This is a genomic window from Novipirellula sp., from assembly GCF_041583735.1.
In the GTDB taxonomy this organism is placed as follows: Bacteria; Planctomycetota; Planctomycetia; order Pirellulales; family Pirellulaceae; genus Novipirellula.
The window spans coordinates 1-6,132 of the sequence record NZ_JBFHFD010000519.1; the positions used below are offsets into that span (position 1 = coordinate 1).

General features: G+C 55.5%; 5 protein-coding genes. 3 read left to right on the plus strand and 2 right to left on the minus strand.

Features of this window, described 5'->3' with window-relative positions:
* Positions 1 to 396: 396 nt before the first annotated feature.
* Positions 397 to 867 carry a transcriptional regulator NrdR gene (nrdR, locus tag ABX962_RS27240; RefSeq protein WP_339937366.1) on the plus strand — a complete coding sequence of 157 codons (471 nt, stop codon included), beginning with the start codon at positions 397 to 399 and terminating at the stop codon, positions 865 to 867.
* A 294-nt stretch (positions 868 to 1,161) separates the two neighbouring features.
* Positions 1,162 to 1,845 carry a glycine zipper domain-containing protein gene (locus ABX962_RS27245; protein ID WP_372724138.1) on the plus strand — a complete coding sequence of 228 codons (684 nt, stop codon included), beginning with the start codon at positions 1,162 to 1,164 and terminating at the stop codon, positions 1,843 to 1,845.
* Between the two features lie 198 nt (positions 1,846 to 2,043).
* Here ABX962_RS27245 and ABX962_RS27250 read toward each other — a convergent pair whose 3' ends face one another.
* Positions 2,044 to 3,018, minus strand: coding sequence for a dihydrodipicolinate synthase family protein (locus ABX962_RS27250; RefSeq protein WP_372724140.1), 975 nt, complete (start codon positions 3,016 to 3,018; stop codon positions 2,044 to 2,046).
* A gap of 25 nt (positions 3,019 to 3,043) precedes the next feature.
* Positions 3,044 to 5,527 carry a sodium-translocating pyrophosphatase gene (locus ABX962_RS27255; RefSeq protein WP_372724141.1) on the minus strand — a complete coding sequence of 828 codons (2,484 nt, stop codon included), beginning with the start codon at positions 5,525 to 5,527 and terminating at the stop codon, positions 3,044 to 3,046.
* Positions 5,528 to 5,847: 320 nt separating this feature from the next.
* Here ABX962_RS27255 and ABX962_RS27260 point away from each other — a divergent pair.
* Positions 5,848 to 6,132 (plus strand): flagellar hook assembly protein FlgD (locus ABX962_RS27260; RefSeq protein ID WP_372724143.1); only part of this gene is annotated, 285 nt, incomplete at its 3' end.

Genomic DNA, 6,132 nt, shown 5'->3' on the forward strand with positions numbered 1-6,132 from the left:
ACGCCAATGCCTCTGCGCGATCGAGTGCCGCCCCCAGGCAGGCTCTCGGATCACGCTCGGTTGCTCCCTTGAAACGCAATTAAGATTGTATCGCGTCGGAATGAGCTGAGCGACAGCCCCTCTGAGAATCGCGGACGTCGGCTCGACCGCCCCCAGCCATCGAGCCCCCTTCGTCGACCCGCTTTCGCGATACATTTCCTCTTGGGCGATGCATTTTCGCATTCTCGACTCGTAGGCTGCTCGGCGACCGAGGGAGACGCAAGCGGGTCGCGAGGGCAAAATCGAGGTTCTCGCTGTTTTGCGGCTGCTCGCTGGCCTGCAAGCCCTTGCGACACTGCCCCCTGGTTTCCGATACTATGGAATCACTGCCCCCCATTTATTGAAACTGATTGACGCATGCGTTGTCCTTACTGCCACGTCGATAACGACCGAGTTCTTGACACCCGAGCCGCCGAAGGGGGCTACATCGTGCGACGAAAACGGGTCTGTTCGTCGTGCCAGCGACGCTTCTCGACTTTGGAAAAACTCGAGCAATTGAACGTTCGGGTCGTCAAAAGCGACCAAACCCGTGAACCCCTGGACCGCGAAAAAATTCGCCGTGGCATTGAACGCGCCTGTTCCAAACGCCCCATCCAAAGCTCCAAAATTGAGCAGGTCGTGCAGACGATCGAGGCCGACATTTACGAGTCGTTCGATTCCGAAGTCACAGCGACTCAGATCGGTGACATTGTGCTGAAACATTTGGCATCGCTGGACCAGGTCGCCTTTATCCGCTTTGCCAGCGTTTATCGCGAATTTGATGGCGCCAACGATTTCATTCGTGCGATCTCCAACATCGGCGGTCATACCCCGGATCCGCCTCGCTAAGAATCACGCATTTTTGACCACCCGGCGGGGGATTCGCAAATCGGGGGCGAAAATGTTTTGCGGGCGGGCGGCATCCAACGCCGAAAAAATTGGCATTGATTCCAAACCGCTCCGCAAATTATTAGATAGTCTCAAATCCCGCTTAAAGTCGGTTCGATAATAGATGCGTGTCGATAATCGATGCGTGGAATCGTCATCTCGGTTCGAACCGGCATTTGAACCATTCACACCCAGTCAGCTGACCGCTTCGACTCTCCCGCTTTTAAAGCGGTCGGCAATGCAAGGATGCTATTCATGATTTCAAAACCAAGCTTTCGCTGGTGGATTATCAGCGCGGTCGCCATTTGTTTGCCCAGTGTTGGGTACGGCCAAGCAGGCACTCAGCGTGGTGCCACTTTGGGCGGGTTGGCCGGAGCGGTCGCCGGCGGTTTAATCGGAGACCACAACGGCGAAGCGGGTGCGGGCGCCGCCATCGGGGGCGTCGTTGGCGCTGTCACCGGAGGATTGCTTGGCAATGCTGCGGATAAAGAACGCCAATACCAGCAACAGCAACAATACTACCAAACGCAACAACAGTACTATCAAGCCCAACAAGCCAACACCGCGGCAACTCAAGCCGCCGTTTCGATCGCCGACGTGGTTTCGATGAGCCGCAGTGGACTGAGCGACAACGTGATTGCGAACCAAATCAGCCAACGCGGCGTGCAACAAAAACTGCAAGTTGCCGACATCATCGCGTTGCACCAACAAGGCGTAAGCGAGACGGTGATCTCAGCGATGCAACATGCCCCCACGGGTATCCAACAATCCGCTCGCGTTGCCGCGCCGACCATCATCGCTCAACCTGTCGTTCGCCAACCGGTGATCGTTCAAGAACCGATCATCGTTCCGGCCTATCGACCTCGTTATTACTACCACCACGATCACCATTACCACCACCATCCACGTCATCATGGCGGAATCCATATCGGATTCTAGACAGGTGATTTCATAACGGTGCGGCGTAAGCCGCCCGGTAGGATTCGACGTTTTCGCGAGCGGCGATCGCGCTGCTTGCGGTGTGCCGCGAACAAGGTCGCCGCGAACAAGGCCATTGCCGAGAGCAAAGCCGAGGGCAATGATCCTTGATGGCGGCAAGACACGCACACACAAATCTCTGTTGCTCGCTCGGATCCACTACAACTGCTGGATCACCCGCTGAACAATTTGCTCAATCGTCTCGGATGGCAACACGGTTTGCAGTCCCGATTCGGTCACTCCGGCTACCAAGACATCAATCTCACGCTGAGCTTGGGCGATCGTTTCGCGTTGTTGTTGCGAAATGGGAACCCGTCCGGGGCCCAAATCCCAACCACGTGATCGTGCTCCGGCTCGAAAGCCTTCGGGAAACTCGCCGAGCCCGAGCATCGCGTCAAACAGCGTTAGCAGCTGATACTGCAACCGCATCGCTTCATTGATATTCCCCGCCTGTACGGTACGGTGAATCGCGCGAGTCAATTCGGGCACGACGCCGCTCGACGCATTGGTGCCTCCATCGGCACCGGCGATCAACATCGGCACGAGTGCGGCGTCCCAACCGGTCAAGAAACAAAAGTCGTCACGCTGCGGGCGAATCGCGGCAATCATTCGCATCATCTGAGGCAGGTCCCCCGAACTGTCCTTGATTCCGATGACTCGAGGACACTCCTCTGCCAAGCGGATGATCGTGGGTAGATCGATTGGCGATGCGAACATTGGAATGTTGTAGAGCGTCACATCCACCGAGACGGTGTCCGCGATTTCTTTAAAGTAGGCGTACACCCCTTCAGCGCTGAGACGGTAATAGAAGGGGGCAACAATCGCCACCGCACGAACTCCCATTTCGCCATAGGCGTCACAGGCGGCGATCGTTTCTTTGACATTTGCCTCGGCGGCCCCCGCCAAAATTGGCACGCGGCCGGCGGTGTGATTAACGACCACTCGGATAATCCGGCGTCGTTCTTCGGGAGTAAAACGAACAAACTCGCCGGTGCTGCCGTTGGGGTAGAGCCCATCGACACCACGTTCGATCAGCCAATCGATATACTCGCACAAGCGGTCTTCATCGACACGTCCCCGCGAGTCGACCGGAGTGATGTGCGGAGTCAAAATCCCAGAGATTCGATTGGTCATGGTTTATCGCGGTTTGAACGTTTGCTTAGAAAATTCCCATCGCAACAAGCGAGTAGCGAACGACTAAGCCTGCAACGACAACGCTCACCATACTCATTAACTTGATCAAAATATTCAAGCTGGGACCGCTGGTATCCTTAAAAGGATCTCCTACCGTATCCCCTACAACCGCTGCTTTGTGAGCATTACTCCCTTTTCCACCGTGATTTCCCGCCTCAATATATTTTTTTGCGTTGTCCCACGATCCACCGCTGTTGGCCATAAAGACCGCCAAACAAAACCCGCTGGTCAAACATCCGACCAACAATCCCAATACACCACCGACGCCGAGAAGGACGCCGACGACGATTGGCATCAACAAACCAAGCAAACTCGGCAAAATCATTTCTCGCTGCGCCGCCTTGGTGCTGATATTGACCGGCGTCTCGTAATCCGGTTTGACCGAGCCATCTAAAATACCGGGATTGGCTTCGAATTGGCGACGCACTTCGATCACCATTCCTTGCGCGGCGCGGCCTACCGATTTCATGGTCATCGCACAAAACATAAATGTGCTCATCGCGCCCAAGAACACACCGACCAAGACACGAGGATTCATCAGCGTCGCATCGTAGAAGATCAAAAAATCTTTCAGGTTGGCGCTGCGTACCGAGACGATCGAGGCTCCGATCGAATCGACTCGGCCAAAATGCTTCTCGCCTGGTAAAGCCACCGTGGCGGAATCGAGTTTGGGGTCGGTCGCTTTTCGCCACGCCTTGACCTCTTCGCCCTTGTCAATCGACGGATTCAGAACCAGGAACACCTCCGATTCATCCCCCGTCTTTTCGACAAGCAAATCTGGCGTGATTCGATACACGCCATCGCTGGTAACATCTTCGTGGTGAACGTATTCGTCACCCCAGCGGACCATGCCATCGCGAACCCCTTCGACATACGCGGCCAATAACGCCAGCGCGGTCAACGCAGCCGAACCGATCGCAAACCCTTTGCCGGTGGCCGCCGTGGTGTTGCCAAGACTATCCAGTGCATCGGTGCGTTCACGCACCACGTCTTCGAGCCCCGACATCTCGGCGTTGCCACCCGCATTGTCGGCAATGGGGCCATACGCATCGGTCGCCAATGTGATCCCCAGCGTGCTTAGCATCCCCACCGCCGCAATGCCGACGCCATACAACCCCAATGAAAAACAATTCAAATCGTTGAACGAACCTCCGTTGGCAAACCCAAACGACAACAACATCGCCGCACAAACGATCACCACAGGAACCCAGGTGCTGAGCATTCCGTCGGCAATCCCACAAATGATGATCGTCGCGGGGCCGGTCTCGGCTTGCTTCGCCAATTTCCGCGTCGCAGAGTATTCATCGCTGGTGACGCGTTCGGTCCATTGACCGATCCCCCATCCCGCAACCAGACCGACGATAATACTGACGGCGATGCCGGGAATGATCCCAAAGATCAACGTCCCTGGCACCGGTGGCATCAACCAGACGGAAAGCACCACCGCGGCAACCATCACCAGCAACGAGGATCGGTTGATCCCTTTTCCAAGCGCCTTGAGCAGTGCTTTCTGAGTCGGCTCTTCGCCGGTTTTGACCGCATAGATCCCCACGATGGACAGGAGAATCCCCACACCAGCAATCGCCAGCGGCAGCAACATCGCTTGCAGCTGAGCCGTGGTCACATCATAACCTTCGGGCAATCCACGACTCGACTGAAACGCCGCCACCCCGAGTGCCGACGCGGCCAAGATCGATCCGCAATAAGATTCGTACAGGTCGGCGCCCATCCCCGCGACGTCGCCAACATTGTCGCCGACATTATCGGCGATCGTGGCAGGATTGCGTGGCGAGTCCTCTTTCAAACTCTGTTCCACTTTGCCAACCAAGTCCGCTCCGACATCCGCGGCCTTGGTGAAAATGCCGCCGCCCACGCGGGCGAACAACGCCTGAGCACTCGCTCCCATTCCAAAGGAAAGCATCGCGACCGAAATCTGTTGCAAACTCATCGCATAGGCTTCGTCGATCAGCGGCAGCAGCCAATACAACAGCGCGAACCAAAAACAAATGTAGATCAGCCCCATCCCCACCACGATCAATCCCATCACGGCGCCACTGCGAAACGCGATCTGTAACCCATCGTTAAGCGACCGCTGGGCACCGGCGGCGGTGCGGCTGCTGGCGTAAGTCGCTGTCTTCATTCCGAACCAACCGCACAGCCCACTGAAAAATCCGCCCATCAAAAAGGCAATCGGTACAAATGCGTTTTGCACCCGCAACACAAAAGCCGCCACTGCTAGCAAGATCGCCACGAAGACAAAAACAATGGCGACCCATTTGTATTGCTGTTTCAGATAAGCATTGGCGCCCTGGCGAACACTTTGGGCAATTTCTTGCATCAATGCGTTGCCTTCGTCCGCCCCCATCATTTCCCGATAGAAGCGGTAGGCCCAAACCAATGCCAAGATTGAAGATCCGCAGGCAATCAACCAAACCATCAACGCCAACATATTTTCATTCCTTTAATCTTGAAAATGGATCAGGCTGAAAGAAACGGCAAACACGCTAAATCTCTTCGATTGCAGCCGTGCTCTCTGAGGCTATTCGATGACCAACCGCAACGCAACGGTGGGCACAGCATCCGTGCAGGCCAAAAGGGGAAGAATACGATCCTGTACAGCCAGAACCAGTCTCTTTGAGTGATTCCAAGCCAGCTCCCCCCCCCTCAAAAAGATTGCTCTCGCTAACTCGGTTGACTAAATCGTACAACCGAACTCCCGACCGGGAGTCACCCGCGTCGCTAAATTCGTCCGCATCAAGGGTTTCGACCATGTCGCAAATCAGCCAAACCGGCACCGCCAACTTCACCTCTCAAGAATCGGCGGGACAAACCGGCACCAACGACAGCTTTTCGTCGGTTGATACCGACAGTTTCATGAAGTTGCTCATTAGCGAACTCCAGAACCAAGACCCACTTAATCCGACCGACAATGCGGAAATGATCCAGCAAATCAGTCAGATTCGAGAAATCGGAGCGACGGATCAGCTGACTCAAACGCTATCAAATCTCTCGAACAGCCAAGAACTTGTGACCGCAAGCGGGCTGATCGGACGC